This is a genomic window from Pantoea sp. 1B4 (genome assembly GCF_016925765.1).
GTDB classification, from domain to species: Bacteria; Pseudomonadota; Gammaproteobacteria; order Enterobacterales; family Enterobacteriaceae; genus Pantoea; species Pantoea agglomerans.
Genome location: NZ_JAEUWZ010000001.1, coordinates 957,591 through 982,729 on the forward strand (window position 1 = coordinate 957,591; position 25,139 = coordinate 982,729).

The 25,139-nt window shown below is 52.3% G+C and carries 28 protein-coding genes and 4 pseudogenes; 30 read left to right on the forward strand and 2 right to left on the reverse strand.

The features are described from left to right. Nucleotides 1-2: 2 nt before the first annotated feature. The 28 genes and pseudogenes from JNO11_RS04595 (at nt 3) to JNO11_RS04730 (ending at nt 20,454) form a co-directional block, all read left to right on the forward strand. Nucleotides 3-563 (forward strand): terminase small subunit, encoded by a 561-nt coding sequence (locus JNO11_RS04595; protein WP_191917986.1) that lies wholly within the window; start codon nt 3-5, stop codon nt 561-563. After that, nucleotides 538-1,755, forward strand: a complete 1,218-nt coding sequence (locus JNO11_RS04600) for a PBSX family phage terminase large subunit (RefSeq protein WP_325176998.1) — start codon at nt 538-540, stop codon at nt 1,753-1,755. The genes JNO11_RS04595 and JNO11_RS04600 overlap by 26 nt, the downstream gene beginning before the upstream one ends. Nucleotides 1,756-1,757: 2 nt before the next feature. Further along, the gene (locus tag JNO11_RS04605) at nt 1,758-3,230 is read left to right on the forward strand and encodes a DUF1073 domain-containing protein (protein WP_325176999.1); all 1,473 of its coding nucleotides are present in this window, start codon (nt 1,758-1,760) and stop codon (nt 3,228-3,230) included. A gap of 16 nt (nt 3,231-3,246) precedes the next feature. Beyond that, on the forward strand, nt 3,247-3,837 hold the full coding sequence (locus JNO11_RS04610; RefSeq protein WP_346267485.1) for a phage minor head protein: 591 nt from the start codon (nt 3,247-3,249) through the stop codon (nt 3,835-3,837). A 2-nt stretch (nt 3,838-3,839) separates the two neighbouring features. Then, on the forward strand, nt 3,840-5,081 hold the full coding sequence (locus tag JNO11_RS04615; RefSeq protein ID WP_325177000.1) for a DUF2213 domain-containing protein: 1,242 nt from the start codon (nt 3,840-3,842) through the stop codon (nt 5,079-5,081). Nucleotides 5,082-5,092: 11 nt separating this feature from the next. Beyond that, nucleotides 5,093-5,587, forward strand: a complete 495-nt coding sequence (locus tag JNO11_RS04620) for a hypothetical protein (protein WP_325177001.1) — start codon at nt 5,093-5,095, stop codon at nt 5,585-5,587. 14 nt (nt 5,588-5,601) lie between these two features. Further along, on the forward strand, nt 5,602-6,540 hold the full coding sequence (locus tag JNO11_RS04625; protein WP_325177002.1) for a DUF2184 domain-containing protein: 939 nt from the start codon (nt 5,602-5,604) through the stop codon (nt 6,538-6,540). Nucleotides 6,541-6,598: 58 nt separating this feature from the next. Then, the gene (locus JNO11_RS04630; protein ID WP_325177003.1) at nt 6,599-7,243 is read left to right on the forward strand and encodes an HNH endonuclease; all 645 of its coding nucleotides are present in this window, start codon (nt 6,599-6,601) and stop codon (nt 7,241-7,243) included. Between the two features lie 160 nt (nt 7,244-7,403). After that, complete coding sequence (locus JNO11_RS04635; RefSeq protein WP_325177004.1) at nt 7,404-7,784, forward strand: hypothetical protein; 381 nt, start codon at nt 7,404-7,406, stop codon at nt 7,782-7,784. Then, nucleotides 7,750-8,155: pseudogene (locus tag JNO11_RS04640) on the forward strand (DUF4054 domain-containing protein). Before JNO11_RS04635 ends, JNO11_RS04640 begins: the two are co-directional and overlap by 35 nt. Beyond that, a complete protein-coding gene (locus JNO11_RS04645) occupies nt 8,152-8,700 on the forward strand; it encodes a hypothetical protein (RefSeq protein ID WP_325177005.1) in 549 nt (182 codons plus the stop codon). Before JNO11_RS04640 ends, JNO11_RS04645 begins: the two are co-directional and overlap by 4 nt. Then, nucleotides 8,687-9,070 carry a hypothetical protein gene (locus JNO11_RS04650; protein ID WP_033758087.1) on the forward strand — a complete coding sequence of 128 codons (384 nt, stop codon included), beginning with the start codon at nt 8,687-8,689 and terminating at the stop codon, nt 9,068-9,070. The genes JNO11_RS04645 and JNO11_RS04650 overlap by 14 nt, the downstream gene beginning before the upstream one ends. Next, nucleotides 9,063-9,609: pseudogene (locus JNO11_RS04655) on the forward strand (hypothetical protein). The gene JNO11_RS04650 and the pseudogene JNO11_RS04655 overlap by 8 nt, the downstream one beginning before the upstream one ends. Nucleotides 9,610-9,612: 3 nt before the next feature. Next, nucleotides 9,613-10,759 (forward strand): annotated as a pseudogene (locus tag JNO11_RS04660) (DUF3383 family protein). Nucleotides 10,760-10,769: 10 nt separating this feature from the next. After that, entirely contained in the window at nt 10,770-11,210 is a 441-nt protein-coding gene (locus JNO11_RS04665) for a phage protein (protein ID WP_033758081.1), read from the forward strand. Between the two features lie 3 nt (nt 11,211-11,213). Further along, the gene (locus JNO11_RS04670) at nt 11,214-11,639 is read left to right on the forward strand and encodes a phage tail assembly chaperone (RefSeq protein ID WP_325177006.1); all 426 of its coding nucleotides are present in this window, start codon (nt 11,214-11,216) and stop codon (nt 11,637-11,639) included. A gap of 35 nt (nt 11,640-11,674) precedes the next feature. Then, nucleotides 11,675-11,827 (forward strand): NTP pyrophosphohydrolase, encoded by a 153-nt coding sequence (locus JNO11_RS04675; protein ID WP_325177007.1) that lies wholly within the window; start codon nt 11,675-11,677, stop codon nt 11,825-11,827. Further along, the gene (locus JNO11_RS04680) at nt 11,817-13,790 is read left to right on the forward strand and encodes a lytic transglycosylase catalytic (protein ID WP_325177008.1); all 1,974 of its coding nucleotides are present in this window, start codon (nt 11,817-11,819) and stop codon (nt 13,788-13,790) included. The genes JNO11_RS04675 and JNO11_RS04680 overlap by 11 nt, the downstream gene beginning before the upstream one ends. Further along, complete coding sequence (locus tag JNO11_RS04685) at nt 13,790-14,356, forward strand: phage baseplate protein (RefSeq protein ID WP_325177009.1); 567 nt, start codon at nt 13,790-13,792, stop codon at nt 14,354-14,356. The genes JNO11_RS04680 and JNO11_RS04685 overlap by 1 nt, the downstream gene beginning before the upstream one ends. A gap of 8 nt (nt 14,357-14,364) precedes the next feature. Next, on the forward strand, nt 14,365-14,667 hold the full coding sequence (locus tag JNO11_RS04690) for a hypothetical protein (protein WP_325177010.1): 303 nt from the start codon (nt 14,365-14,367) through the stop codon (nt 14,665-14,667). Between the two features lie 2 nt (nt 14,668-14,669). Further along, nucleotides 14,670-15,737 (forward strand): hypothetical protein, encoded by a 1,068-nt coding sequence (locus tag JNO11_RS04695; RefSeq protein WP_325177011.1) that lies wholly within the window; start codon nt 14,670-14,672, stop codon nt 15,735-15,737. Then, a complete protein-coding gene (locus JNO11_RS04700; RefSeq protein ID WP_325177012.1) occupies nt 15,734-16,087 on the forward strand; it encodes a hypothetical protein in 354 nt (117 codons plus the stop codon). The genes JNO11_RS04695 and JNO11_RS04700 overlap by 4 nt, the downstream gene beginning before the upstream one ends. 53 nt (nt 16,088-16,140) lie before the next feature. Further along, nucleotides 16,141-16,893, forward strand: coding sequence for a Gp138 family membrane-puncturing spike protein (locus JNO11_RS04705; protein ID WP_325177013.1), 753 nt, complete (start codon nt 16,141-16,143; stop codon nt 16,891-16,893). Further along, complete coding sequence (locus JNO11_RS04710) at nt 16,893-17,246, forward strand: hypothetical protein (RefSeq protein ID WP_325177014.1); 354 nt, start codon at nt 16,893-16,895, stop codon at nt 17,244-17,246. The genes JNO11_RS04705 and JNO11_RS04710 overlap by 1 nt, the downstream gene beginning before the upstream one ends. After that, nucleotides 17,246-18,446, forward strand: a pseudogene (locus JNO11_RS04715) (baseplate J/gp47 family protein). Before JNO11_RS04710 ends, JNO11_RS04715 begins: the two are co-directional and overlap by 1 nt. After that, complete coding sequence (locus JNO11_RS04720) at nt 18,443-19,123, forward strand: DUF2612 domain-containing protein (protein WP_325177015.1); 681 nt, start codon at nt 18,443-18,445, stop codon at nt 19,121-19,123. Before JNO11_RS04715 ends, JNO11_RS04720 begins: the two are co-directional and overlap by 4 nt. Beyond that, nucleotides 19,123-19,824: a hypothetical protein gene (locus JNO11_RS04725; RefSeq protein ID WP_325177643.1), complete on the forward strand. Its 702-nt coding sequence runs from the start codon at nt 19,123-19,125 to the stop codon at nt 19,822-19,824. The genes JNO11_RS04720 and JNO11_RS04725 overlap by 1 nt, the downstream gene beginning before the upstream one ends. Before the next feature lie 213 nt (nt 19,825-20,037). Continuing rightward, nucleotides 20,038-20,454 carry a hypothetical protein gene (locus JNO11_RS04730; RefSeq protein ID WP_325177016.1) on the forward strand — a complete coding sequence of 139 codons (417 nt, stop codon included), beginning with the start codon at nt 20,038-20,040 and terminating at the stop codon, nt 20,452-20,454. A 7-nt stretch (nt 20,455-20,461) separates the two neighbouring features. Here JNO11_RS04730 and JNO11_RS04735 read toward each other — a convergent pair whose 3' ends face one another. Further along, nucleotides 20,462-21,643 (reverse strand): acyltransferase, encoded by a 1,182-nt coding sequence (locus JNO11_RS04735; protein WP_325177017.1) that lies wholly within the window; start codon nt 21,641-21,643, stop codon nt 20,462-20,464. A gap of 375 nt (nt 21,644-22,018) precedes the next feature. Here JNO11_RS04735 and JNO11_RS04740 point away from each other — a divergent pair, with 375 nt between their 5' ends. Together JNO11_RS04740 and JNO11_RS04745 are read left to right on the forward strand one after the other, a co-directional pair. After that, nucleotides 22,019-22,258, forward strand: coding sequence for a hypothetical protein (locus tag JNO11_RS04740; RefSeq protein WP_325177018.1), 240 nt, complete (start codon nt 22,019-22,021; stop codon nt 22,256-22,258). A 2-nt stretch (nt 22,259-22,260) separates the two neighbouring features. Next, a complete protein-coding gene (locus JNO11_RS04745) occupies nt 22,261-22,584 on the forward strand; it encodes a phage repressor protein (protein WP_325177019.1) in 324 nt (107 codons plus the stop codon). A gap of 361 nt (nt 22,585-22,945) precedes the next feature. On the opposite strand, the gene JNO11_RS04750 is transcribed toward JNO11_RS04745, so the two are convergent. After that, the gene (locus JNO11_RS04750; RefSeq protein ID WP_325177020.1) at nt 22,946-24,985 is read right to left on the reverse strand and encodes an RNA-binding domain-containing protein; all 2,040 of its coding nucleotides are present in this window, start codon (nt 24,983-24,985) and stop codon (nt 22,946-22,948) included. Nucleotides 24,986-25,139: the final 154 nt, after the last annotated feature.

Genomic DNA, 25,139 nt, shown 5'->3' on the forward strand with positions numbered 1-25,139 from the left:
TTATGGCACTCACCGACAAGCAAGAAATGTTCTGTCGCGAGTACCTCATCGATTTGAACGCCACGCAAGCGGCCATTCGGGCGGGGTACAGCGAAAAGACCGCCCGCGCATCAGGTTGCGAGAACCTAACGAAACCTGACATCCAAAACAGAATCGCCGAACTTAAAGCCGATCGCAATGAGCAGGTTAGTGTTGATGCTGCTTATGTGTTGAAGCGCCTGATAGAAATCGACCAGATGGATGTACTCGACATTCTCAATGATGACGGTGGCATTAAATCCATCAGTGAGTGGCCGAAGGTTTGGCGCACCACCCTGAGTGGATTCGACATCAATACCAGCGTCACCAATTTTGACGAAACCACCATTGAGAACATCCTCAAAAAGATTAAGTGGCCTGACAAGGTTAAGAACCTCGAACTGCTTGGCAAGCATGTGACTGTCCAGGCATTCAAAGATAACGTTAAAAACGAACTGGTTGGTGCTAATGGCCTTCCTCTTGCCACGCCATCATTCGTGATTAGCTTCGGAGCGGAAGATGACAGCAGCGGAGACGAGACTTAGCTTTGCACCTAAGTTCAAACCACTCTTTCAGCCCAAGCGTTACAAGACGTTCCACGGTGGGCGCGGCGGCGCTAAATCATGGGCTGCTGCCCGCGCACTTGTCATCATGGCCGCCAGTAAGAAACTCCGCATACTCTGTACCCGTGAGGTGCAGAACTCGATTAAGGACTCAGTACACAAGCTGCTGAAAGACCAGATTGAGATGCTCGGGCTTAACCCCTGGTTCAAGATTACCGATGAGAAGATCGTCAGCTCATGCGGAAGTGAATTCCTGTTTAAAGGCCTGCGCTTCGACCCGCTCGGCATCAAGTCGACTGAAGGTGTGGACATCTGCTGGGTGGAAGAGGCGCAATCTGTTTCCTCGGATTCATGGGCGATTCTGATACCCACCATCCGTAAGGAAGGCTCTGAGATTTGGGTGACGTTCAACCCCGGCGAAGAGTCAGACCCGACCTATCAGCGCTTCATCGTTACTCCACCGGACGACAGCGTTACGGTTGAGGTGAATTACTACGACAACCCATACCTGCCAGAAACACTCCGCAAAGAGATGGAGTACTGCAAGCGCATCGACTACGAGGCGTATGAGCACATCTGGCTGGGTAAGCCGAAGTCGATTAGCGATTCAGTCATCTTCCGCAACCGGTACCGGGTTGAAGCGTTCCCTGATGACCTGTGGATGCAGGCCGATCGCCTGTTCTTCGGTGCTGACTTCGGCTTTGCAAATGACCCCAGCACGCTTATCCGCATGTTCATGATCGACACCCGGCTCTATATCGAATACGAGGCCTATGGCGTCGGAGTTGAACTGGATGAGATGCCGCATTTCTACGATTCAATCCCTGAAGTGCGCAAATGGCCGGTCAAAGGTGATAACTCCCGACCAGAAACCATCAGCTATCTGGCGCGTCAGGGCTTCTCGATTGATGCAGCCGCCAAGTGGAAAGGCAGCGTTGAGGATGGTGTCACCTACTTGAAAGGGTTTGAGGAAATCATCATTCATGAGCGCTGCAAACATACTGCCGATGAATTCCGCCACTACTCCTACAAGGTCGACAAAAAGACCGGCGACATACTGCCGGTCATCGTCGACAAGTTTAACCACTGCATTGACGCCATTCGCTACGGCCTTGATGGCTATATCACCAGCTCAGACAGCCTCGGCACCTGGGCACAACTTGGGAAAGGCTGAATATGTCCGAAACAGAAAGCATGTCGCAGCCTGTACCAACGCGTGACAGCTATGAAAACTTCATTGCCCGCATGGGTGTTAATGAGTCGAACCAGTCTGGTGCTGGCACCTACCGCAACAACTGGACCTCTCGCAACCGCCTCCTGATTGAGCAGGCCTACCGCACATCATGGCTGGTTGGCGCTGGCGTTGATGCAATCCCTGATGACATGACCCGCAAGGGTGTCACCATCACCTCCAAGCTTGAAGATGGTCGCAAGAAGCAGCTCGACCACGCATGGGATGAGATGGGGCTATGGGAGGCAATAAACGACACGCTGAAGTGGGCGCGGCTCTACGGTGGCGCTGTGGGCGTTATCCTGATTGATGGGCAGAACTACTCGACCCCATTAAGGATTGAAACCATAGCCAAAGACGCCTTTAAGGGCGTGATGGTGATGGACCGCTGGATGCTCAATGCAATGACTGAGCGCCGTGTGAGCGAACTTGGACCGGACTTCGGCATGCCAGAGTTCTACAAGGTCGTGACATCCGCTACCGGCATCCCGCCGTGGCGCATTCACCACTCCCGACTGATTCGCTTTGATGGCATCCCGCTTCCGTACCAGCAGCGCCTGACCGAAAACGACTGGGGAATGTCGGTAATTGAGCGTTGCTTTGATCGCCTGCTGGCTTTCGACTCCACGACTACCGGTGTTGCTCAACTGGTCTACAAAGCTCACCTGCGCACATACAGCATCGATGGTCTGCGTAAGTTGTTGGCGATGGGCAAAGACAGCCCGATGTTCAAGGGTCTGATGTCGCATATGGACATGATCCGCGAGTATCAGAGCAACGAAGGCATGACGATTATGGATGCCGCCGACAAGTTCGAGGCGCACACCTATTCGTATGCCGGGCTCAGTGACGTACTAGCGCAGTTTGGTCAGCAGGTATCAGGTGCGTTCGGCATCCCTCTGGTGCGCCTGTTCGGTCAGTCTCCTGCCGGGTTCTCTACCGGTGACACAGACCTGGCTAACTACTACGACAACGTGTCCACCCAGCAGGAGCGCAAGTTACGCCGCCCCATTCGCAAGCTGTTTCAGGTGCTTCATATGAGCCTGTTCGCATCGCCACTGCCTGATGATTTCACCTTTGAGTTTAACGAACTGTGGCAGACGCCAGACAGTGAGCGCGCCGACACCGCAACGAAGGTGGTGGCCGCAACGGTTCAGGCTGTAGATGCTGGCCTGATGACCGAAAAAGCCGGGGCCATGCATCTGCAGGAAACGGCACGCGTAACCGGCATCGGCTCAACTATCAGCGACGAGGATATTGATAATGCCAGTGACCTCCCGCCGCCGAGCGAGAAAGACCTCGATAACGTCGAAGCCACCGAACCTGAAGCGCGCCGAGAGGCAGCTGGGAACACAGCTACGACAGATAGCGCAGGCAGTCGGGGCGATAGTCGAGGGTTCTTACGATGGTTCAAATGACAGCGTCACCGACATCATGGACAGGCTGGAGCGTTACGCTGACCTGATTGAGCCATGGGCTGAAGCGGTATCAGGCCGCCTCATCAGTACGCTGGAGATTGCAGACGATGCGATGTGGCGCGAACGCTCCTATCAAATCTCTGCCGGCCTGCGCGACCTGATGGCGGGCAGTCAGGGCATGGTCACCCGCAGCATCATTCAGGAGCAGGTGAAGCTGTTTAAGTCACTCCCGCTGGAGGCTGCCGACCGGGTCTACGACATTCACAATCAGGCGATTGAGGCTGTAGTGACCGGCAGGCGATCCAGTGAGTTGAAGAAAGAAATCATGCGCACCGGTGAGGTTACTGAGTCTCGGGCGCGCACGATTGCCCGGACTGAGGTTGGCCGCGCATCCACCGCAATCACACAGGCTCGCTCTACTGCTATTGGTTCGCGTGGCTACATCTGGCGCACAGCTGACGATAGCGACGTTCGACACTCTCACAAGCAAATGGAAGGCCAGTACGTTGACTGGGCAACCCCGCCGACACTCGATGGCATGACCGGTCAAGCCGGTCAGTTTCCTAACTGCCGCTGCTACTGCGAAGTCGTCGTTCCCGAGGATTAACGATGCAATATTTCTACACGACCCGCCTCGGCAACACTCGCTTTGAGATGGCCGATGGCTCCCTGCTGTGCAAAGACGTCCCGATCGCCCGTATCGGCGCGCAGGTATACGACGAAAGCGAACTGCCCGGCATCGTTGGTGATGAGGATGGTGAGATTGTCGTTACCCGCGATGCTGACGAAGTATTCCGGCCTGAAACGCTGGCGTCATTCGAAGGTATGGCATTCACGCTGGGCCACCCGAAAGACATGGTCAACCCGGGCAACTGGAAAGAGCATGCACACGGACACATACAGAACGTCCGGCGCGGCACTGGCAACCAGTCAGATTTAATGCTGGGTGATATCCACATTAAGACCTCTGAAGGCATTCAGAAGGTGATGGATGGTCAAGACCAGATATCAATGGGCTATGACGCTGAGTATGAGCAGCAAGCACCCGGAAAGGCCCGGCAACACACAATTATCGGTAACCACTGTGCGAGCGTACCCAATGGTCGTGCAGGCATTCGCTGTTCAATTGGAGATAGCACATTCATGACTACCAAAAATCAGGGCTGGTTTAGCCAGCTGAAGCGGGCCATTAAAACCAAGGATGCCGATAGCCTGGCTGATTTGGTGGACAATGCGCCATCAGAACTGGTCGAGCCAAGCCTTGATTTGGCGCGGGCAGTAAACATCACCATCAATCCGGCACAGCCATTACCACAAGAGCGCGAGCTTGGCGGCCTGACTACCGATGAAGAAGGTGGTGAAGGTGGTGGCGCCATGAGTATTGGCGAGCTGGAGAAGAAAGTTGATGCGCTGGCGGTTCTTGTGCAGCAGCTGATTAACCCGGCGTCGACCTCTACAACTGACTCCGATCCGGACGAAGAGGACGAGAAGAAGAAAGCCACCACTGACGCCGCTTACCATCAGGGTGTGGTTGCTCGCGCTGAGCTGATTATGCCGGGCGTCAAACTGCCTGAAGGTGGCAAACTGGCTGCGTTCAAACGCTCCACCATGGACGCAGCATTCAAAACGCCAGAAGGTCAGGCTCTGCTTGCTCCGCTGGTTGGTGCAACGCCTGACTTCAGCAAGATGCCAAAAGCGACGCTGGATGCCGTGTTCGTGTCTGCGAGTGAAATCGCTAAGTCACGCAACGCTGCCCCGGTCACCACCTCACGCGCTGCTTTCTACGATTCATCCAACAAAAACTCACCGGCTGCTCTCAACAAAGCCTTCGCCGCTCACTGGAAAAAATAAGGGATAAACCCATGGTTGCATATTTGTACCGGATGCCAGTAGGCATCGCCGGGGCTATTTCACGCCCGCAAGACCTGACCACCGAGCCGGTGATCGTCGACTCATCTAACATTTTCGCGGCTTATGGCCTGGCTGGCAAAGACAGTGCCGATGGCAAATTCATCCCGCTGGCCGCATCCGATGCCGCTACCGTGATTACCGGCCTGTACGTTCGCCCATACCCAACCACTTCGACGCCAGACATGGTGCGCCAGGTTGGTACTGGTAAGAACTTCACTGGCGACGTGATGAAGCGCGGCTACATGACCGTGAATATCGGCAGCACCGCTGTTGGCCTGGTTAAGGGTGGCGCGGTCTATGTCCGCAATGCTAACCCGACTCAGGCAAGCCCGCTGGGTGCAATTCTTGGCGCAGCAGTCACCGGCGAAACTGTCGTACTGCCTAATGCCTCCTTCACCGGTGCAGGTGATGCCGCTGGCAACGCTGAAGTCGCTTACAACATCTAAGGGAACCGCTAAATATGTTTACTTTTGACCAAGCCACCGTTGACGGTTCTGGCGCTTTCCTGGTTGGCGAGCTTGAGCGTCTTGACCAGAACCTGAACATGCCGTTGGTGGGATACACCTGGTCGCGCGATATTGAACTGCGCGAAGATGTGTCCATCGCTGATGACATCAGTTCTTTCACCAACTCTCAGTTTGCGGCGGCGGGTACACCTAACCCGGCTGGCAAAAACTGGATCGGCAAAGACTCCACTGCAATCGCAGGCGTTAACGTCGACATCTCCAAAACCGGCTTCCCGCTGACCCTGTGGGGTATGGAGCTGGGCTGGACTGTTGTCGAGCTGGCCGCCGCCGCTAAAGTAGGCCGCCCGCTGGACACACAGAAGTTCGACGGCATGCAGCTGAAGTGGAACATGGACACCGATGAGCAGGTTTATCGCGGTGACAGTCAGTTGGGCGTGAAAGGCCTGACCAACTACACTGGCGCCGCGGTGATCAACGCACCGAAAACATGGGCGACTTCAACAGCCGATGAAATCCGTACCTCGATCAACCTGCTGCTGTCGAATGCCTGGGCTGCCACCGGTTACACGATTGTTCCGCGTGATCTGCTGCTGCCGCCTGAGCAGTTTGCGCTGCTGTCCAGCATCATCGTCTCATCTGCCGGTAACCAGTCGCTGCTGACCTACCTGCAGAACAACACCATCGCATTCCATCAGAACGGCACCCCGCTGAATATCCGTGCGGTTAAGTGGCTGAAAGGGGCTGGCGTTGGCGGTACTGACCGCATGATGGCATACACCAACGACAAGAAGTTTGTTCGCTTCCCAATGGTTCCGCTGCAGAACATCCCGGTTCAGTATCGCGGCATTTACCAGCTGACCACCTACTACGGCAAGCTGGGCGCTGTTGAATCTCCGTACCCGGAAACCATCGCGTATATGGATGGGATTTAGGGATTTGATGCTTAAATGTAAGCGTTAATGTTATGATACCTCTTTAACCGGAGGTGTTATGAGCATTGATGAAATTCTGTCTGAATCTTTGCGTTGCTATGTATACAACCCTGAAGATGGATTGTTTCGGTGGCGCATTGAAACCCATGGCTATGGTGGCAAGAAATACCCTGGTGATGTGGCTGGGACTATGAAGGCTGGTTATGTGCAGCTTACTATCGGTAAGACTCGATATAGGGCCCATCGCATAGCCTGGCTAATCGTCCATGGCACGTTTCCGGGTGATGATGACATTGATCATGCAAACCGCGCCAAAAGCGACAATCGAATTTCAAATCTCAGATTGAAAAGTCGCAGCCTTAACAATCACAACGCCCCCAAGAAATCCGATAACACTAGCGGATTCAAAGGTGTGTCGTGGGATAAGGCAAAGCAGCGATGGTGGGCAAAAATCACTGTTGATAAAAAAACTCATCACATTGGTTATTTCAGTGATTTTCGCGAGGCCGTAGAGGCCAGGTATTTTAGTGAAATCAAGCTAACCGGTGAGAGTCACACGTCCTTTGATGATCTGCCATTTGAGCCTTATTCAACTCCCGAATTGATTGAAAGGGTGTCTCATGAGAAGGATCGAAGGATGCGTATTTCCACCACTGTCAGGTCGAATAATAAATCCGGGCATCCCGGCGTTAGTCTTTTTTAAGCGAACGGGAAAGTGGGCAGCTCGAATCACGGTTAACGGGAAAGAGCACCACTTAGGATACTTTTCGACAAAGGAAGAGGCCATTTCAGCCAGAAAGTCATTTGAAAAATCCCTCAGCATCTAACCTATCCGCCCCGAAAGGGGCATTAAGGAGAATGTAATGGCTAAGAAGACCATTCGTGTGCACACCCCGTTCAAGTTCAACAGCGAAGACGGCACGGCTCAGGAGTTCAGCGTTGGCGAGCACACGGTAGACGATAAGGTAGCCGACCACTGGTTTGTTGCGGCGCATGCCGATGTCACTGGCAAAACCAAAGCGCCGGCGGACACCAAAGAGTTTCAGGCGCAGATTGACAGCCTGACCACGCAGCTGGAAGACAAAGATAAGTCCATTGGTGACCTGCAACAGTCGGTTACTGAGAAGGATGAAATCATTGCTGACCTGACCGAGCAACTGGCAGCACTGCAGCAGCCTGTGACTGATCCGGCACCGGAAGGTAACAACGATGGCAAGAAACCGAAACCTGCCGACAGTAAGTGATTTTCGCCGCGACTTCCCGCAGTTCTCTGACGCCACCAAATACCCCGACGCAGTAATCCAGTTCCGGCTCAATCTCGCCGACTTGCTCATTGATGGCTCCGCTATGGGGGGATATGTTCCCCTACTTAGTGGAGTTGTTCGTTGCGCATTATATGGTGCTGAACGCGGCTGACACAGCCGCCGGGGTGCTCGGTGGTGCCGGTGGTGCTACGAGTGGCGTCGTGGCATCCAAATCAGTAGATAAGGTCAGCGTGAGCTATGACAACAGCTCGACACTGAACGCGGATGCTGGCTTCTGGAACTTCTCACGCTACGGCGCGGAATTCTGGCAGATGCTGCAGTACTTCGGGTATGGCGGGATTCAGCTATGAAATCAGGCCTGACAGTTCGCAGTGACAGCGCTCAAAGCATTCTGGACGCCCTTAAAACCCTCGCGAACAAGGATGTTCTGGTGGGCATCCCTGAATCGAAAGATGAGCGTGACGATGGCGATATCGGCAATGCGGCAATCGGCTACATCAATGAGAGCGGCTCCCCGGCGCAGAATATCCCGCCGCGCCCGCATCTGAAGCCCGGCGTGCGGTCGGTAGAGCAGGATTTCATGCCTCACCTCAAGGCTGCCGCTCAGAAGGCGCTGGAAGGAAATGCAGAGGGCGCGGTGACATCACTCGATCGTGCCGGGACAGTGGCCGCTAACGGGGTGAAGAGGTTCATCACTGCAAGCGGCTTCACTCCTCTCGCCGAGTCTACCCTGGCGGATAGAGCACGGCGCGGGCGCGCTGGAGCAGCCAAAGAGATGGCAAGTCGGGCTGCCGGATACGCACCTAACAATGCCAATGCAAAGCCGCTCATTGACACAGGCGAGTATCGCCGCTCAATCACGCACATTGTGAGGGATAAAGATGCCGACTCTTGATGTTACTGACGTTCTGCTATCGCCTGAATTCCTCGATACAACGCTCACCGTGAAGCGCAATGCCCAGACTGTCGATGCAGATGGCTTTCCCAGCAACGCACCCACTGTGACGCCATTTGGTGGAGTGGTGACGGTTGACCGCTCACTGGAAGCCCGGCGCATGCAGGCCGGTCAGGTTATTAACGGTGCAATCCTGATTGTGACCGTTTTCCGCCTGACCAGCGGCAACACCGGTATCGATGCGGACATTGTCACCTATCGCGGGCGCGAGTATCGCGTCACCTTCGTAGACCCTTACACAGCTTACGGCGCTGGCTTCGTCCAGGCTCACTGTGAACTGTTGCCATTCGACGGAGGCGCCGGTGAGTAATGACAGCACGGCAGCCGGTTATCTGACACCTGTCAGTGCGCCGCAGGCTTACGATGAGGCGCTTGAGCGAGAGTTAAGTCAGTGGGCAAGAGCGTTATCCGGATTGCCACCAGGCATGGTCAGGCCGCGCTGGACAGCCACACAGGCCGCTCTTCCTGCTGCTGACGTGAACTGGTGCGGCTTTGGCATCATCGGCTTTACGGCTGATAACGCCCCGGCGTTCGTCCGGCAGACTGATGATGGCAATCAGCTCTGGCGGCATGAAGTGATCGAGACTCTCGCGTCTTTTTTATGGCCCGCAAAGTCAGTCGATCGCCACCTTGTTTCGCGATGGTCTGACGGTTGAGCAGAACAACGAAACGCTGAAAACAAGCGAGCTCTCACTTGCTGATTATAGTGAACTGACAGCCTTCCCCGAAATCATCAATAACCAGTGGGTGCGCCGGTACGACATCACTGTGCGCCTGCGCCGCAAAGTTATCCGCGATTACGGCATCAAATCTCTGGTCGACGCGCCAGTATCATTCTTTGGAGATTAACCTATGGCACAGGGCTTACCTGTATCCAACGTTGTGAACGTTGACGTGATCATGTCCCCCCACTGCGGCGACGGGTCGTAATTTCGGTTCGCTACTCATTCTCGGCACATCCACTGTTATTCCGGTATCAGAGCGCATCCGGCTTTATACCAGCTCAGAGGACATCGGCGTTGATTTCGGCGAAGACAGTCCGGAGTACGAAGCGGCGCTGATTTACTTTTCACAATCACCACGTCCTGCTCAGGTCTACGTCGGACGCTGGGCAAAAACGCTGGCAACTGGCGAGACAGGTAGCGTTGAAACACTGGCGCAGGCCATCAATGCTGTGCTGCAGTTTACCAACTGGTATGGCCTTGGCATTGCTGACGAAGACGAGTTGACGCCTGCAGAGATTACGGCGACTGCGGCAGCAATTCAGGCATCAAGCCTGAGCCGCGTGTTTGCTGTTACGTCCTCTGATTCAGGCATCATCGACTCTGCGACCACTTCGGATGTCGCCTCTACTCTCAAAGCGGCCGGGTACAGCCGTACCTTTGTGCAGTACTCAACGAAGAGTAAATACGCGGCTCTGTCGGCTTTCGGGCGTGCCTTTACTGTCAATTTCACCGGCAACAACACCACGATCACCCTTAAGTTCAAAACTGAACCGGGTGTGACGTATGAAACCCTGACCAGCTCTCAGGCTGCCGCTGTAGATGCGAAGAATGCCAACGTCTACGTGTATTACGCGAACGACACGGCAATCCTGCAGCAGGGCGTGATGTCCAATGGTGATTTCTTCGATGAGCGCCACGGTCTGGACTGGCTGCAGAACTATGTGCAGACCAACCTGTTTAACCTGCTGTACACCTCAACCAGCAAAATTCCTCAAACCGAAGCAGGTATCACACGTCTCCTCACGAACGTTGAGATGTCGCTGGACCAGGCTGTTTCGAATGGTCTGGTCGCGCCGGGTGTGTGGAATGGCGGTGACATCGGACAGATTACCGCGGGCGACACTCTGACCAAAGGCTACTACGTGTATGCCCAACCTCTGGCAACACAGGCTCAATCAGACCGCGAGAAGCGTCGTGCGCCTCTGATTCAGGCAGCTATCAAACTGGCCGGTGCAGTTCACTATGCCGACGTTCAGATCAACGTTGTTCGCTAAGGGGATATAGATGAGTACCTACAGCTTTATGGACATTACGGCGTCCATGACCGGCCCGACCGGCTCAATCGACCTTGGCTATGGCTCTGCGAACTCCGAAGAGGGGATCACGGTAACGATGACCGAGGCTAAAAACACCATGACGATTGGTGCTGATGGCGAAACAATGCATAGCCTGCATGCCGGCAAGAGCGGCACCGTCACCATCAACCTTCAGAAAACCTCGCCGGTTAATAAGAAACTCTCCCTGATGTACAACGCGCAAAGCCAGTCTTCTGCGCTTTGGGGGAATAACGTGTTCCTGCTGCGAAACAAAGCATCAGGCGACATCGTTACCATCCGCTCTGCAGCTTTCCAACGCCAGCCTGACTGGAATAACCCAAAGGTTGCCGGAATGGTCGCGTGGGTGTTTGACGGCGGCAAAATCGACGAAGTGCTCGGGGAGTTTTAATCGATGGAATTTGAAATTAAAGGCGTTAACTACCGCGCATCAAAGCTCAGTGTTTTCGACCAGCTGAAGGTATCCCGTAAGTTGCTCCCGGTTCTGGCCGGGATGCTCGGTGACTTTCAGGGCATTAAGGCTGCCGCGCAGGGTGGCGATGTGAATAAAGCCATTGAAAGCGCGCTACCGAAAATTGCTGACTCGCTGGCAGAGATGAGTGAAGAAGATACGAATGCGATCATCTTCCCCTGCCTGTCCGTAGTCGCCCGGCAGAACGGCAAGGTATGGGCACCGGTAATGGTTCAGGGCGCGCTGATGTTCGATGACATCGACCTGATGAGCATGCTGCAGATCGTCGGTCGGGTGGTGGGCGACAGCCTGGGAAATTTTTTGCCCGCAGCCCCCGACAAAGAGATTGCGGACAACTCAGGGGCCTGACGCTTGAATCCCTACCAGATGGTGAGGATTTTCTGATGCGCCCGGTTGATGCCGGGTACATCAGCTACACCGCGCTGAAAGATGGCTCAGTAGACCTCGCAGACATTGCTCGCATGAATGACTGGCTCGACCTGAAGGCAGATAATAACAACCGCATTGAGCGCTGGAGACAGGATAATGAATGCTGAGACTATCAAGGATTTTCTGGTAAGCCTCGGCTTTCAGATTGACGATGCTGGCGCGCGCAAGTTTGACTCTGTGGTACTGGGCACCACGCTGCAGGTGGTGAAACTCGGCGCGGCAGTGGAAGCTACGGCGCTCTCCGTGGTTGCTTTTACAGCCAAAATCGCCAGCGGTCTGGATAATCTTTACTGGATGTCTCAGCGAACAGGCGCAACAGTTGAGGGCATTCAGCGCATAGGCTACGCAGTAAGCCAGATGGGTGGCTCTGTTGATGCTGCCCGTAACTCCATGGAGGGGCTGGCGCACTTCATGCGTAACAACCCCGGCTCAGAAGGTTTCCTGAATCGCCTGGGCGTGCAGACGCGTGACGCTAGCGGCAATATGCGGGACATGGCGAGCATCTTCACGGGTGTAGGCCAGAAGCTCAGCAACATGCCGTACTACCGCGCGAATCAGTATGCGCAGATGCTCGGCATTGATGAAAACACCCTGATGGCGATGCGGCGCGGGCTGGGGCAGTTCAATCAGCAATACACGCAGATGGCAAAGGCTATCGGCTTCAATGCTGACCAGGCTGCGATCGGCTCCAACAAGTTCATGACCTCGCTGCGCGCCTTCGGGCAAATGGCGGGCATGGCGCGCGATAAAATCGGCTCCAGCCTGGCGGAAGGCCTGTCGGGTTCAATTGACACTCTGCGTAAACAGATTGTTGATAACTTCCCGAAGATAGAGCAGACCATCACCAGCGGTGTGAAAGGCATTCTCTGGATGGCAGAGGTGATAGGCCGAGTAGTTTACCGGCTAATTCAGGCGGCTGGCGACATTCGAGAATGGTGGAACACACTCGATAAGAGCACGCAGCAACTGATTGAAACGCTCGGCGCACTTGTTCTGGCGTGGCGGATTGTTAATAGCGCATTCCTGACATCTCCCATTGGCAGAATCATGGCGCTGGGCCTCGCCATTCTCAGTCTGTATGACGACTATAAGACGTGGCAGGCTGGCGGCAAATCGCTCATCGACTGGGAGAAATGGCAACCGGGAATTGACTCCGCTAAAAAGGCACTGGACTGGTTCACGGACAAGCTGAATAAGCTCAACGACGGAACCCTGACATGGAAAGGCACGCTTCAGTCACTTTCTGATTTCATGAAAGGCGACTGGTCGAAGTCGATTAACGATGCGATCTCCTCCGTTAACCGTGCCTTTGGCGGCTTTCTGACTCAAATTGGTCAGAAGTTCGCTAACAGCCCGTTCTGGAAAACGCTGCAGCGCCTCCATATCGTCAATGAGAAAGACACGCAGGACATGCTGAACTTCTTCAGCGGCGAGGGTGGAAAACCGGCTGCATCAGCAGAACCAGAAAAAATGCCCGGCGAAGATGATGGCCCGGAAGCAATCTACCCTGTAGATGGCCCAGCTTCGCAGTATGCACAGTCACTGAAGCGCGGGGAGCGAAATAATAATCCCGGCAACCTGAACTATGCAGGTCAGGCAGGCGCAATGCTGGAGCGTAGTGGCGGGAGATTCGCTAAGTTCCAGTCTGCTTATGATGGTTTGCGCGCGATGGCCCGTCAGCTGATGCTGTATGCCCGTCGCGGCATTAACTCCGTGGAGGGTATCATTTCCACCTGGGCGCCATCATCTGAGAACAACACCGGCGCTTACGTTAACGCCATATCTTCACGGCTTGGCGTTGACCCGAAAGCTGCGCTTAACCTGCAAAACCCGCAGGTACTGTCTCAGCTGATGAACGGCATCATCCATCATGAGAATGGCCGCAACATCTACTCAAGCGAGCTCGTAAGCCGCGCCGCATCAGGAGCTGCCTCACCTACCGTTAATCAGGAAACTAACATCCATATTCACGGCGTGAGCGATCCGGAACGCGCAGGAAGCAGCGTCGCAGAACGGCAGATGGGCGTTAACTCCAGGCTAACTCAGCAACTCACACCGGCGGTCAGATAATGGATATTCTCTCTACGCTGTTTTCACAGCAAAGCAGGAAGATAGGCCTGATCATCCCGGACGTGGTCATCTCTGAGAAGCACAGCGATGTGCTGGAAATCACAGAGCACCCTACCGAGGATGGCGCGCCGGTTGCTGACCATGCCTACAAGCGGCCATCAGAGCTGACCATGGAAGTCGGCTTTTCCGGTGGCGGTTCGCTGCTGGACCTGCTCGACACGTCGTCCATTGGTCTTAGTCTTGGCCTGAGTCCAAAGGAGACCTACCAAAGCCTTCTCGACCTTCAGGCCAGTCGCACTCCTTTCGATGTGGTGACCGGCAAGCGCATCTACAGCAATATGCTGATACGCGTGCTTGATGTCACCACTGACCGGACGTCTGAAAATGTCCTGATGGCTTCCCTTACACTCAGAGAAGTAATTATCTCGCAGACGCAGACAATCAGCGTGGCGAACAAAACCGACATGACAGATGGAGTTAGCACCTCACCAGTGCAGAACACTGGCACTAAGTCAGTGAAGAGCGCCAATGAGTCCATCCTTTCTAAGCTCTCAAGTTACTTCTAGAGGTGAGTATGCAGGGATATGAAATCCCGCTATCTCCCGATAATCAGGCATTCAATATCCAGCTGAATAACACCACCTACCAGTTACAGGTTGAGTGGCGCGACTTTGCATGGGTACTTGATTTGAAGGACAGCGGCGGCAATGAAATCGTAAGCGGGATTCCCATGGTGACCGGAGGTAATCTGCTTGCTCAGTGGGACTACCTTAATCTGGGCTTTGCGCTTGAAGTGGCCTGCGATGACGTCACGCAGGATTATCCGACCAAAACTGACCTTGGCATACGCAGCCATCTCTACGTAATCACGGAGTAAGTATGAGCCAGAACTGGATGCGCCACTTTGAACTGCTTCTGGTTGATGAGTCTGGCGCAGGCATCAGCCTTTCTGATTTCAAAGTCGTGTTTAATATCGAGTGGACGAATGCCTTATGGCCCCGCGTTGCTACGGTGAAAATCTACAACCTGAAGAAGGACACCGTCAGCCGGATACAGGGGAAGGAGTTCTCCAGGCTGAAGATGATCGCCGGTTATGATGGCCTGGCCGCGCCGGTCGATGCCAGTCAGGTTGGTATTGCGCGCAATGTCGATGCGACTCAGGTCGGCCAGACTGATGGTCAGAACTTCGGACAGATATTCGATGGCGAGATTCGCTTTACGATAACCGGGCGCGATAATCCGACTGATACATACATTCTGATTCAGGCTATCGACGGTCATCAGGCGTTTGTGGCTGCGAAGGTCAACACCACGCTGGCAGCCGGTTACACGGTGGCAGATTTGCATGCAGCCACAATGCAGAGCTTCCAGCCCTTCGGCGTCACCCAAGGAATTACCGCTCAGATGCCGGATACCGTTTTCCCTCGCGGGCGTGTGATGTATGGCATGGCGCGCGACGTGATGAGCAACGTGGCTGACCAGTGCAATGCCAACTGGCAGATCGTGGATGGTCAGGCTCAGATGGTCAGCACTGATAAGTACATCCATGAAGCGATCGTACTGAACAGCCGCACCGGACTCATCGGCATGCCACAGCAGACCATGGGCGCTGGCGTTAACGCACGCTGCCTGATTAACCCCAATATCCGTGTTGGTGGACTGATTGAACTGGACCAGGCTTCCGTGTACCGCTCGGCGCTATCCAGCGACGAAGTTCAGCGGTCGGGAGGGCGCATATTTGAGACCGAAAATAACGGGAATCTGAACGTTAACGGAACACTGCAACAGCCCGCAAGTATTGCGACCGATGGCGTGTATATCGTGCAATCCATCAGTTATACTGGTGATACACGCGGGCAAGCCTGGTATATGGATTTGATGTGCAGCGCCAGAGGTTCCGCAGACCTTCAGACAACATCGGCCTTAAACAGGAGCGCGGATGCATGAAAATTAAAATTGTAATGGTCGCACTTTCACTCTTAAGCGCGGGTGCATTAGCAAGTGATCTGGCTAAGCCCCTCATGCAGTGCGGGCCATTCACACTGTCATCAAGTAATGATGGCTTCATGCATGTAAATAACATCCGACCGGTCAGTCAAAAGTTTAGGTTCACAAACGTTGCTGATGATTATAAGAACATCACATATCAATGGATGGTGCCTAGAGCTGACTATCCTGGATATTACGGCATGGATTTTATCAAGCGCAATGGCAAAGCCATCCTGAACGTTGAGGCCATCCGCTCAAACATGAATGAGCCGAGAATGTTCGGAACGTATGACTGCAAAAAAATCTAATCTAGTCGCAATTTAATGAACCCGCTTCGGCGGGTTTTTTTATTGGAGCTAATATGCCAGTTTCACCACAATCACAGGCTGGCGGTGAATCGCAGGCCTACAAAGCTTTGTCAGATTCCATCTTCTCCATGCTCCGCGTTTCCATGCCTGGCATCATCCAGACCTTTGACCCGATCGCCTGCACCTGCACCGTCCAGCCAGCCATCAGCGGTCAGGCGGCAGATGAATTGGGTAACTTCAAATCGGCACCGCTTCCTTTACTTCTCGATGTGCCAGTGGTGTTTCCACGCGGTGGCGGATGCACGATCACCTTCCCGGTTAAGGCCGGGGATGAGTGCCTGGTCATCTTCAGCGACCGGTGCATTGATTTCTGGTGGCAGAATGGCGGCATTCAGGAGCCTGTAGACCCGCGACAGCATGACCTGTCAGATGCATTCGCTATCATCGGCCCGCAGTCTCAGGCTCAAGTGATAAGCAACATCAGCCCCTCAACGCTGCAGATGCGAACCGATGACGGCACGGCCTATATCGAGCTCGACCCGAACAGCCACGCAGTGAATATCGTGGCGCCGGGCGGTCTTAACGTAACGACACCTCTGGCTGAATTTAGCCAGGCAGTAACGATAACGGGGCTGCTGACATGGATGGGCGGCATGGTGGGCAGCCTTGCGTCAGGCACCGCAGCAAAAATTACCGGCGCCATCGAATTCATCGGCAGCCTGAAATCCAACGGCAAAGACATCAGCGACCAGCATACGCATAACGGCGTGCAGTCTGGCTCTGGCAATTCTGGCAAGGTGAACTGATGCGATACAGACGCGAAGATGAAAACGGTGATTACACCTTTGGTAAAGGGGATGACACGTGGCTGACTAACTCTGCAGAGTGTGTTGCTCAGGCGATCAAGACGAGATTCCTGCTCTGGTACGGTCAGTGGTTCCTCGACACCACAGAGGGCACGCCGTGGGTTCAGTCGGTGCTCGGGAAGCAGAAACCAGAAACGTACAACCTGGCTATTCGTAAAAGGATACTGGAGACACCCGGAGTTAACTCGATTAAGTCGTTTGATACCAACCTGAATACCTCCTCCCGGCGTGTGATTTTCACAGCAACCATCGACACCATCTACGGAACGACGACCGTCACAAGCGAGGCATAATGGCTCTCAATCTCGATACGCTGGGGCTCTCCGCTACGGTGACCGCCTCAGGGATAAGTGCGCCCGATTACCAGACAATCCTGAGCACCATCACCAGTTATTTTCAGCAGATTTACGGCACCGACGCCTACTTGGATCCAGACAGCAAAGACGGTCAGATGGTTGCCCTTGTGGCACTAGCGGTGCATGACGCAAACAATACAGCCATTCAGGTTTACACCTCCTTCTCTCCGTCAACCGCACTGAATGACGCTCTCACGCGTAACGTGAAAATCAACGGCATCACACGCAAACCCTCAACTAACTCAACGATTGATTTAACGTTGACGGGAACAGCCGGCACCACCATCACCAACGGCTCAGTGAAGGATGCTAACGGCATGGTCTGGAACCTGCCTGCAAGCGTCACTATCGGCGTTGGTGGATCGGTTACCGTGACAGCAACCAGCGCGGTTGCTGGTGCCGTTGCGGCGGTAAGTGGCTCAATTACGCAAATCAACACGCCTACGCGTGGCTGGACCGCAGTTAGTAACTCCAGCTGCGGCCGCAGTGGGTTCAGATGCAGAAAAAGACTCAGCACTGCGCATCAGGCAGGGCCAGAGCGTTGCTATACCGTCTCTCACGCCGTTTGAGGCAGTCGATGGTGCGCTGGCTAACGTATCAGGCGTTACCCGCCACAAGCTCTATGAGAACGATACCGGTGCAACTGATGCTAACGGTATTCCTGCGCATTCCATTGCTGCCATTGTGGAAGGTGGGGATGTCACTCTGATAGCTCAAACGATCCGCGGCAAAAAAGGTCAGGGTGTAGGAACGTTCGGCAGCACAACCACACAGGTCGCTGACAAATACGGCAATCCGCATAACATCAGCTTTTCAAGGCCATCTAAAGTGCCGATTTACGTGAATATAGTGCTGAAGGTTTTCACCGGCTACACCACGCAAATTGGTGAGCAGATTAAGCAGGCGATAGCTGATTACATTAACTCGCTGACGATCGGTGATGACGTCTTACTCAGTCGTCTGTATTCGCCTGCCAACCTCGGCGTAGTCAGTGGCGGTAACGCGCGCTATTACGACATCAACAGCCTGCAGATAGGCAAGTCAGCCGGTGTCGTATCAGCTTCAAATATTGTCATTGCCTACAACGAATCCGCCACCTGCAGCGCGGCTAATATCTCTATCACGGCCTCGTCATGAGTAAATATACCGACCGGATAACAAATTACCACAGGGGAAAGCCCCTGTTCGTTGATCACATCGACCTTTCAACACGACCACTTACAGACACATCCGTTGCCATTAAGGGGCTTGTGTCAGCCTTTGACATTGATGAAGCGGTTGGGGTCCAGCTGGATGCGCTGGGCGAATGGATAGGCAGAAGCCGGATTGTTAGTCAGCCAATATCTGGCGTTTATTTTTCTTTTGATACTGCTGGTCTTGGTTGGGATCAAGGGGTATGGCAGGGGCCATATGACCCCGACGCTGGTTATACCAGTCTCAGTGACGACACCTACCGCATCATATTGAAAGCAAAAATCGCCATTAACAACTGGGATGGAACTAACGATAGCCTGCCTCAGATTCTGGATAGCGCGCTTGAAGGCTCAGGCCTGACGATGCAGATCGTGGATAACCAGGACATGACAATCGGCGTATGGGTATTTCCCGACACTGATATCAGCAATGTGTCTCTGGAGTTAATTGCGGCTATACGGCAAGGCTATCTGACAGTTAAAGCGGCTGGCGTCTATGCCGGAAGTATCTCAACCCCATCAGTAATCACCCCCTCAACGGGAAACAAATTCTTTGGTTTCGACCTGGAAAATCAATATATCGCCGGATTCGATGATGGCGCATGGGAGAAAAAACTTTAATGGCTACAAATGACTTTAAACCATTCGCCATCGGCAGCGGAGCCAACGTTACGAGTCAAGCGGATTATGAAGCGCTTGCTGCTCTTATCACCGGCTTTCAGTCAGGCAAGGCCAGTTCTGCGCAAATCAACAAGTCGATCCGCCAATCATCAGTGATGGCATATGTACTGGCTCAGTTCATTTCGGACAGCACTGCAAATGATGTTCTGGACAACGGCACGCCGGATACCATTCTTGCAAACCTGAAATCCGGACTGACAGCATTAACTCCGGGTCGGCTCTTGAACATGCAGCTTTTCACTGCCTCTGGAACATACACGCCAACCCCCGGCACCAAATCTATCGTTGTAGAGGTTCAGGGCGCGGGCGGTGGAGGTGGTGGAATTGGTGGAGCAGGCACAAACACTGTTGCTGTTGGTAACGGTGGTGCAGGCGGTGGCTATGCTAAATCTCGATTAACCTCTGGTTTCTCAGGTGGAATTTTCATCACTGTTGGCACAGGCGGCCCGGGTGGAAACCTGGCTCCAACTAATGGTAGTGATGGGGGGGTTATCTTCGTTCGGTTCAGCAATTGTCGCAAATGGCGGGGCGGGAGGTCTGGGTCAGAATCAAACAACGCCTCCATATTCGGTGACCGGATCACTAGGTGGTATCGCTACAGGTGGCAATATTGTCAATATGCGCGGAGGGGCTTCATCTAATGGAGCGGCACTGAGTTTAGGTAACGTGTTGCCGGGAATCGGCGGGGCCGCAATGCTGGGCCTGCCAGTTTTAAGCCCAGCCAACAATGGAGCGGCAGTCTATACAGCTTTCGGTTATGGAGCCGGTGGTGGTGGTTCATATGCATTTAACCGCGCTGGCTTTTCGGGCGGAAATGGTGCTAACGGTGTGGTTATTATTTGGGAGTATGCATAATGTCATCTTACGCTTTGATTAAAGACGGAATTGTGGTTAATGCAGTGCTATGGGATGGTCAAGGTGATATTTTTCAGGAATACGAGACGTATGAGATAAAGGATGGGGAGCAGGTAGGTCCTGGATATACCGCAAAAAAAGACTCGAAAGGAAAATGGTCATTTTCTGCTCCAGTAGTAGAAATCACACCTGAAGAGCAGGCGAATAAAAATATACAGGCAGCATCATCTGCATATGACCTCGCGTCAGCCAAGATTACTGCATTAAATGAAATTATTGAAGATGAAGACTATTCTTCATACCCGGAGGCTGATGTCCGGGCGCAACTTTCAACCTGGACATCCTACAGGAAGGCTTTGAGGGCTTATATTGCCAAAGGAGATGGCTCGGCAAAGCTTCCCACATCTCCTGAGTAAACTGCATCTAGTTGGCAGCCTTGCCGGATTGTGATTTCCTATTAATCCTTACCACCTCTAGTATCCAAGTGGCGATTACGCCAGAGCGCCTGATCGCCACTTGGTCTATGTATTTTGAGAATAAACTTGATACTGCAAGCGTGAATGAAGTAACAACAATGGCGCAGATTGCAACAGAGTGAAGGCTCCATGAGAACCTCTCAATAATGATGGGGGCAACAACAGCCAATATTATTGAATGCGTTAGGTATACAGAAAACGACAACCTTCCTAACCATTGGAATAAAGCCGTCTCCAGTAGCTTTAACGGGCTGGTGCTAATCAGGAAGCAGGTCATAATGAGAATAGTTCCGATTATGCTTACAATGAACCCCTTGGTTAGCTCCATTCCATTCTGATTGGCATAGTCAAGCAATGTGTTAACGTATGTATATGATTTACTCTCGGAATTAAATCCGTACAGATAAATTCCAATGATTAAAGTGATGCAAGATAAAACCTTTCTTTTGGCTGAACCGCCAGCAACCACATCAAACGTAGCCATAAAAACGCCTGCAGCAAAAAGCCCAATACCCCATACAAAAGGCGTGCCGCTGTGAATACCATACGCAGCGATAACGGCAGTAACCATTCTTAATGATGCGGTATTCCCACCAAAGCATGCTAACAAAAAGTAGACCATTATTGAGCCAAAAAACTCGATATTAATTGTCCATAGAACGTAATTGAAAGTTCCATTCCCAAGAATTATTGAGCCGTAAACTGCATCTTTAATGGCAGCCATGCCGTCAAGTGGTGCAGTGTAAGCATTGTACAAATCATTTCTTGGTCCAACCAGGTTGGCAGTGAAGAATCCAAGCATCATCAGGCTTACACAGAGTGCAATTGAGCAAGCAACTGGTATATTTAAACGAAAATACCTTTTGATTATAACTTTCGGAAGAACCTCCCATTTTTTCATAGTGCCTTTTCTAACTGCCGAATAGGAAAGAACAAACCCACTCATAACAAAAAAAAGCATTACTGCCGACGTCCCCTTATAGAAAAACGTAAATGGACTATCAAAAAGCGCCTGCGCCCAAGATTTTGGCCTTGAGTCGAAAGAAGAACCCATGTGAAGGTAAGGAAACAATAAAAGCGTGATATGGGAGAAGATTACAAAAATAGCAGCAACTCCCCCTAAGCCCATCCAGTGCAATGATCTTGTTAGTTTTGGACACTACGCTGCTCCGTGCATGTTAATTAACTGTTCGTTTTTTCTTATGTGTAGGATATCTCAAGCGACGCCTGAGTTATAGAAAAGCCATCTGATTTAATGGGATTATTCTTGTGATAGAAATGGAGACATAAAAAAAGCCCGGCGACCGGGCAATGACTCATCCGCTCCTGTCTGAGCAGGCTACGGGGTGGGTGATTTGAGATTAGTCGCTCACCATCGCAGCCGCCAACTAAAAACCCTGTGCCATCAACCCCTTTACAAATCTGTGAGCCGCTCCGCCTTGATCAAAAGTACAGATCGATATTACTGTTTATCCATACAGTATTTATCAGAGGAGGATTTATCATGGCGAGAGAGAGTGACATACAGGCGGCCTTCATGGGCTCGCTGGTGCTGGATGGTAGGGGAAGGCAGACGCTTACCACTGCTGCTTTCCAGAAGCGGCTTGATGACGTGAATCACGTCTGGACGCTGGCAGAGTGCAACAGGTGGATACGTCGGTATCAGAACTTCTTCTTCGAGCTGGTCACGGAGGAGAGTGAAAACAAGACGTGGGCACTCCGCAGCATGGGATACGTGAGGTAGCTATGGGATTTCCATCACCTGCAAACGACTATATTGAAAAGCGCATCGACCTGAACGACATCCTGATGCCGCACCGCAATAACATGATCCTGATTGAGACGCCGGACGGGTTCGTGCTGGCCGACAAATCACTGAAGCCTGTGCCAGGCGATAAAGTCGCTTTCCAGCTCGGCGAGTTCCCGCAACTGGGCAGATTATTCAGCTCTGGGATTATCACCTCAGACGGTGAGACGATCGACGGAGAGGGCATGGAAGGGATTATCGTGCTGGGGAAAGTGACGGCGGAAGTGATGTCAGTTTATGAGCCCAGCAGGCCGATCATCTGATGGGACAGATTTGAGACACGCAAAGGTTTGAATCTCTTTTCAGGCCTTTGCATGTTTTCACATCATGGGACGTGTGAGCGCGGCAGGATGCGGTAAGTTACTGTGTTAAAAGATCATTCTAGGAACTTCTAAGCCGTAGGTCACAGGTTCGAATCCTGTAGGGCGTACCAAATTCTCCCTTCTGATACTCTCTCCTGAAGTCTGTAATCCCTTAAAAACAAAAATTATAACGAGCTCCAAAGTTAATCATTGTGCAGCAGAACAAGGGAAAAGCGAGTGATAAAATAGCCCTCTGCTTCATCCTTTCTATCACAAATTAAACAGAAACTGATGCATAGCACTTGCTGAGGCAATGCCCCCCTTATACAGAACTGTATCCTTGCTTTGAATGATTTTTATATTGAGGAAATGCCAGCTTAAGTTGCCCATGATCCACCAGCTGCTTAAGATATTGCTGGCGCAGCGCATTAGGGTTACGGTTCAGGATTTCTCCTAGCGCAGATACTGAAATAAAATGTCCCTGGCATACTGTCAGGATCACCGTATTCATCTGATCCTTGTTCTTTAGTCGCAGCTTTTTACGCGGGACTGCCGCTTGCGCATACAAATTATTACGGAACGCTTGTGTCAGATTATCTACAGAGTCTATGTAGGGTAAGTCAATAAAGCGGTTTAATATGCGTCCATGTTCATCCCTTATAACGTATTGATGACCATCTTCCAGACCAGACTCGTTCATTGCTGAGTCATCTGGCGCAATATCACGCTGTGTCAGGCCATCATCGATATGTGTGGAGTCCTGTACGCTATGTGTGGAGCTCTCACCATAATGTGTGGAGCTGCTTAACACATTAACCACACCCTGTGAGAAGACTTCCTCTGGTGTCATCACTGATACGCCTGGCAACGTGTAATGTTTGCTCTTCTGCTCCCCAGCTGACGCGAGGAAACCTTTACTTTCCAGCCGGGGGAGTGTCAGAGTAACTTCCCGTGGATGCTTAGTGGTTAGCTGACATGCACGTTCATGATTTACCCAGCCTTCAATGGCTGCTGTTGCAATAATGACCTGTTCAAAGTCGTCAAGCACGTTGAACCGCTCACCAAATTGCTGGTGTAACGCGTCAAGGATGTGCTGAGGAATAAGACTTGCAGTTGATAGCTCGAGCAGCGTCTGCGCTGGTATTGGTTTTTCCCATAACTTTGGTGTTCTCCAGTTAGCCGACGTCCAGCCACTGAATATTTTAGGCATTCCTGAACCGGCTTTCTCGCCCAGCCCAATAAGCAGAAACATCTGGTGCAGAAGGCGATTACGACAGTCGCTTGTACCGCCTGCTACCACATCTTCTAAAGGCAGGCGCATAAGCCCTGGGTTCCGAAAACCGAACATATCGGGTCGTTTAACAATGAGAATGGAAACCCGATCCGAGTAATCAGCGTGCACCAGCGTATTAACCAACGCTTCGCGCAACGCGATGTGGACTGGCGTATCGGTTTTACGCTGCCCTTCCTCAAGGGTAAAAGGGACTTTAAGATCGGAAACCAGCCTCTGATAAACTTTGCGGTAAAAATCAAAGAGGTTGCCTGACCAGGTGCCGTCAGGAGTTATCCTGTCAACCCAGCGCAGTTCCGTTTTTGCCTCTGGACGCTCCTGATAATCCACTATATAGTTAGGTAAAGCAGCCGTAATGGCCTCCCACTTACCAAACATCAGAATTCCTGCAAGTGTTATGCCCTGCTTTCCCGTTTCACGGTCTTTTCTCCACCCACCAACCATCTTGAGTAACTCAAAAGGTTCACAGGCTAGATAGGGATGCTGGGGATTATTTAAAGAAAGTAAGTTGCGGTAAACTTTCAGGCTATCAAGATCGATGTCTTCGTCGAAACCATAATGCTCAGAGAGGACTTCATTGTCGCGACTGTCGTGGATTTGCTCGGCAAGCATACGCTTAACCGTCATATCATCACAGACGCGATCCCCTTCATGAAGCCGCTGGTAGGTGTTACCAAAAGGGGATTTTTTTAAGTGAACGGGCTTTTGTTTTCGCATGGCGGGAGAGATGTGTATAGCTAATACCTCCTTACCCTGTAAGCTCACCAGCTGCACATCTTTTTCGGATCGAATTACATTGGCACTGACCCGATCGCGATCGTTCAGTTGATTGAATAAATCAGTTTTAATCTTTTGGGAATCAACTACACCGACGGGCGTGAACTCACCATCCTGTTCCTTGACGCCCAGGATGACCCAGCCACCTCTTCCATTTGCCATTGCAGAATAAGTCGGCCAGAAATCTTTTGGTAACTCACCTTTGCCGTCTTTGCCACCAGCCAACTTAAACTCGACCTGCTCTGATTCAATGAGAGTCTGCAGATCAATGATATCCTGTATTTGCAAAAACATATCTATTCCTCATCCCCGAAAAACGGACTAACTTAACATACATTAATCACCCGATTTTTATCACCGCCAGTAAAATGCAGCGGATCCTCACTGCCGGGATATCCAGGAAAGACTCACGAAGAACTTTTGTGATAATCATTTTGCAAAATGTTAT

Excerpts from the sequence above, each read along its gene's own strand:
- JNO11_RS04665 (WP_033758081.1), top strand. The coding sequence starts at position 10,770 with ATGAGTACCTACAGCTTTATGGACATTACGGCGTCCATGACCGGCCCG.
- JNO11_RS04740 (WP_325177018.1), top strand. The coding sequence starts at position 22,019 with ATGGCGAGAGAGAGTGACATACAGGCGGCCTTCATGGGCTCGCTGGTG.
- JNO11_RS04610 (WP_346267485.1), top strand. The coding sequence starts at position 3,247 with ATGGACAGGCTGGAGCGTTACGCTGACCTGATTGAGCCATGGGCTGAA.
- JNO11_RS04700 (WP_325177012.1), top strand. The coding sequence starts at position 15,734 with ATGAAAATTAAAATTGTAATGGTCGCACTTTCACTCTTAAGCGCGGGT.
- JNO11_RS04635 (WP_325177004.1), top strand. The coding sequence starts at position 7,404 with ATGGCTAAGAAGACCATTCGTGTGCACACCCCGTTCAAGTTCAACAGC.
- JNO11_RS04735 (WP_325177017.1), bottom strand. The coding sequence starts at position 21,643 with ATGGGCTTAGGGGGAGTTGCTGCTATTTTTGTAATCTTCTCCCATATC.
- JNO11_RS04595 (WP_191917986.1), top strand. The coding sequence starts at position 3 with ATGGCACTCACCGACAAGCAAGAAATGTTCTGTCGCGAGTACCTCATC.
- JNO11_RS04645 (WP_325177005.1), top strand. The coding sequence starts at position 8,152 with ATGAAATCAGGCCTGACAGTTCGCAGTGACAGCGCTCAAAGCATTCTG.
- JNO11_RS04705 (WP_325177013.1), top strand. The coding sequence starts at position 16,141 with ATGCCAGTTTCACCACAATCACAGGCTGGCGGTGAATCGCAGGCCTAC.
- JNO11_RS04730 (WP_325177016.1), top strand. The coding sequence starts at position 20,038 with ATGTCATCTTACGCTTTGATTAAAGACGGAATTGTGGTTAATGCAGTG.
- JNO11_RS04600 (WP_325176998.1), top strand. The coding sequence starts at position 538 with ATGACAGCAGCGGAGACGAGACTTAGCTTTGCACCTAAGTTCAAACCA.
- JNO11_RS04620 (WP_325177001.1), top strand. The coding sequence starts at position 5,093 with ATGGTTGCATATTTGTACCGGATGCCAGTAGGCATCGCCGGGGCTATT.
- JNO11_RS04720 (WP_325177015.1), top strand. The coding sequence starts at position 18,443 with ATGAGTAAATATACCGACCGGATAACAAATTACCACAGGGGAAAGCCC.
- JNO11_RS04630 (WP_325177003.1), top strand. The coding sequence starts at position 6,599 with ATGAGCATTGATGAAATTCTGTCTGAATCTTTGCGTTGCTATGTATAC.
- JNO11_RS04685 (WP_325177009.1), top strand. The coding sequence starts at position 13,790 with ATGGATATTCTCTCTACGCTGTTTTCACAGCAAAGCAGGAAGATAGGC.
- JNO11_RS04615 (WP_325177000.1), top strand. The coding sequence starts at position 3,840 with ATGCAATATTTCTACACGACCCGCCTCGGCAACACTCGCTTTGAGATG.
- JNO11_RS04710 (WP_325177014.1), top strand. The coding sequence starts at position 16,893 with ATGCGATACAGACGCGAAGATGAAAACGGTGATTACACCTTTGGTAAA.
- JNO11_RS04725 (WP_325177643.1), top strand. The coding sequence starts at position 19,123 with ATGGCTACAAATGACTTTAAACCATTCGCCATCGGCAGCGGAGCCAAC.
- JNO11_RS04675 (WP_325177007.1), top strand. The coding sequence starts at position 11,675 with ATGCGCCCGGTTGATGCCGGGTACATCAGCTACACCGCGCTGAAAGAT.
- JNO11_RS04745 (WP_325177019.1), top strand. The coding sequence starts at position 22,261 with ATGGGATTTCCATCACCTGCAAACGACTATATTGAAAAGCGCATCGAC.
- JNO11_RS04750 (WP_325177020.1), bottom strand. The coding sequence starts at position 24,985 with ATGTTTTTGCAAATACAGGATATCATTGATCTGCAGACTCTCATTGAA.
- JNO11_RS04625 (WP_325177002.1), top strand. The coding sequence starts at position 5,602 with ATGTTTACTTTTGACCAAGCCACCGTTGACGGTTCTGGCGCTTTCCTG.
- JNO11_RS04695 (WP_325177011.1), top strand. The coding sequence starts at position 14,670 with ATGAGCCAGAACTGGATGCGCCACTTTGAACTGCTTCTGGTTGATGAG.
- JNO11_RS04650 (WP_033758087.1), top strand. The coding sequence starts at position 8,687 with ATGCCGACTCTTGATGTTACTGACGTTCTGCTATCGCCTGAATTCCTC.
- JNO11_RS04690 (WP_325177010.1), top strand. The coding sequence starts at position 14,365 with ATGCAGGGATATGAAATCCCGCTATCTCCCGATAATCAGGCATTCAAT.
- JNO11_RS04605 (WP_325176999.1), top strand. The coding sequence starts at position 1,758 with ATGTCCGAAACAGAAAGCATGTCGCAGCCTGTACCAACGCGTGACAGC.
- JNO11_RS04670 (WP_325177006.1), top strand. The coding sequence starts at position 11,214 with ATGGAATTTGAAATTAAAGGCGTTAACTACCGCGCATCAAAGCTCAGT.
- JNO11_RS04680 (WP_325177008.1), top strand. The coding sequence starts at position 11,817 with ATGAATGCTGAGACTATCAAGGATTTTCTGGTAAGCCTCGGCTTTCAG.